The sequence below is a fragment of the Streptomyces sp. NPDC058646 genome, from assembly GCF_042716875.1.
Taxonomy (GTDB): Bacteria; Actinomycetota; Actinomycetes; order Streptomycetales; family Streptomycetaceae; genus Streptomyces.
Genome location: NZ_JBHXRK010000076.1, coordinates 1 through 2,820 on the forward strand (window position 1 = coordinate 1; position 2,820 = coordinate 2,820).

The following is a 2,820-nucleotide window of genomic DNA, read 5'->3' on the forward strand; positions in this document are numbered from 1 at the left end:
CACCACCGCCACACCCAAGGACTCCCCGCCACCTCCCTCGCCTGGGGCCTGTGGAACCAGACCAGCACCATCAGCGGACAACTCGACGACGTCGACCGCCGACGGCTGGCGCGGCTCGGGCTGCTGCCGCTGTCCTCCGCCGACGCCATGGATCTGTTCGACGCGGCGCCGGCCACCGGCAAGGCCGTCCTCGCCGTCACGCGGGTGGATACCGAGGCCCTGCGCAAGCGGGCAGAAGGGGTGTTGCGGGGCCTCGCCCCGGCGGCGCGGCGCCGCAGTGCCGCCTCGGCCGGCTCCGGCACGGACAGCGGTCCTTCGCTGGCCGAGCGGCTCGGCGCGCTGTCCGAGGAGGAGCGCGGCCAGGCGCTCGTCGATCTCGTACGCACCCATGTGGCCGGGGTCCTCGGGCACTCCGACCACAGTGCCGTCGACACCGACCGTGCCTTCCAGGAGCTGGGGTTCGACTCGCTCACCGCGGTCGAACTCCGTAACCAGCTGGGCATCGCGACGGGCCTGCGGCTGCCCACCACCCTGGTCTTCGACTACCCCAACCCGGTCGCGCTCGCGGCGCACCTGCGGGAGCAGCTGACCGTCGTGGACGTGTCCGCGGCCGCCCCGGTGCTCGGCGACCTGGACCGGCTGAAGTCGGCGATCCAGGACGCGGCCGGTGATCCGGACGCGCACGACCGCATCACCGCCCAGCTGCGCGAACTGCTGGACATCGCCGCCGTAGCAGGTGGCACCAAGGCATCCGAAGCGGAAGACGACGCGGACCGCGATCTGAGCGCGGCGAGTGACGAGGAACTGTTCGCCCTCGTCGACGAACTCGACTGATCCGCTCTCGATCCGCCTCTCGAATCACCAACGACACACCGCCCATCGGGCCACACCACGACGGGGAGCTGAGATCACCGTGGCTAACGAGCAAGAACTCCGGGACTACCTCAAGCGGGCCATCGCCGACGCGCGGGACGCGCGCAAGCGGCTGCGCGAAGTCGAGGACAAGGCACAGGAGCCGATCGCGATCGTCGGGATGGCCTGCCGCTATCCGGGCGGGGTGTCCTCGCCGGAGGACCTGTGGCGGCTGGTCTCGGACGGCGTGGACGCGGTCAGCGGCTTCCCGGTCAATCGCGGCTGGGACCTGGAGGCCCTGTACGACCCCGACCCGGACGCGCCGGGTACGTCGTACTCCCGTGAGGGCGGGTTCCTGCACGAAGCCGACCTCTTCGACCCGGAGTTCTTCGGGATGTCGCCGCGTGAGGCGCTCGCCGTCGACCCGCAGCAGCGGCTGCTCCTCGAAACCACCTGGGAGGCCCTGGAGCGGGCGGGCATCGCGCCGGCGTCGCTGCGCGGCAGCCGTACGGGCGTCTTCACCGGCCTGATGTACAACGACTACGGCTCGCGTCCTCACCTCCCGGCCGAGGGCAACGAGGGGTACCTGTTCAGCGGGAGCGCGGGCAGCATCGCCTCGGGCCGGCTGGCGTACACGTTCGGTCTGGAGGGTCCGACGGTCACGGTCGACACGGCGTGCTCGTCGTCGCTGGTGGCGCTGCACATGGCGGCGAACGCGCTGCGTTCGGGGGAGTGCGACCTCGCGCTGGCGGGCGGCGCGGCCGTGATGTCGACGCCGACGGCGTTCGTCGAGTTCTCCCGGCTGCGCGGGCTCGCCTCGGACGGCCGCTGCAAGTCCTTCTCCGAGAAGGCCGACGGTACGGGGTGGGCGGAGGGGGTCGGGCTGCTGCTCGTCGAGCGGCTCTCCGACGCCGAGCGCAACGGCCACCGCGTCCTGGCCGTCGTACGCGGTACCGCCGTCAACCAGGACGGCGCGAGCAACGGCCTCACCGCCCCCAACGGCCCCTCCCAGGAACGCGTGATCCGCCAGGCCCTCGCCAACGCCGGACTCCAGACCTCCGACGTCGACGCCGTCGAGGCCCACGGCACCGGCACCACCCTCGGCGACCCGATCGAGGCGCAGGCACTCCTGGCCACCTACGGCCAGGACCGGCCCGAGGACCGCCCCCTCTACCTCGGCTCCCTGAAGTCCAACATCGGACACAGCCAGGCCGCCGCCGGCGTCGGCGGCATCATCAAGATGGTCCAGGCCATCCAGCACGGCATCCTGCCCAAGACCCTCCACGCCGACGAACCGTCCCAGCACATCGACTGGGAGACCAGCGGCCTCGAACTGCTCACCGACGCCCGCGACTGGCCCCGCACCGGCGCCCCCCGCCGCGCCGGCATCTCCTCCTTCGGTTTCGGCGGGACCAACGCCCATGTGGTGATCGAGCAGGCCCCGGCCACGGAAGCCGTCGAGGCCGAGGACACTCCTGCTGCCGCGTCACCGCCGCCCGTCGTGCCGTGGCTGCTGTCGGCGAAGACGCCGGACGCGCTGCGCGGGCAGGCGGCCCGGCTGCGGGAGTTCCTTGCGGCGGGCCCGGAGCAGGAGGTCCAGGACACGGGCTGGTCGCTGCTCGCCCGGCGTACGGCGTTCGACCACCGGGCCGTCGTGGTCGGTGCGGACGCGCAGGCGCTGCTCGACGGGGTGGCCGCGCTGGCGTCGTCGGAGACCGGTGCGGTGGGTGTGGTGACCGGTTCGGTCACCTCCGGGAAGACGGCGTTCCTGTTCACCGGTCAGGGTGCGCAGCGCACCGGCATGGGCCAGGAACTGTACGAGGCCTTCCCCGCCTACGCCGAAGCCTTCGACGCCGTCGCCGCACACCTCGATCCGCTCCTGGACCGGCCGATCGCCGAGGTCATCGCCAGTGGGGAGGGGCTGGACGAGACCGGCTACACCCAGCCCGCCCTCTTCGCCCTCGAAGT

The 2,820-nt window shown here is 72.2% G+C and carries 1 protein-coding gene and 1 pseudogene; both read left to right on the forward strand.

The features are described 5' to 3' along the window. On the forward strand, nt 1–834 hold an 834-nt coding region (locus ACFWUZ_RS36210; RefSeq protein WP_384382369.1), incomplete at its 5' end, for a beta-ketoacyl reductase. An 82-nt stretch (nt 835–916) separates the two neighbouring features. Next, nucleotides 917–2,820, forward strand: a pseudogene (locus ACFWUZ_RS36215) (type I polyketide synthase); the annotation flags it as partial.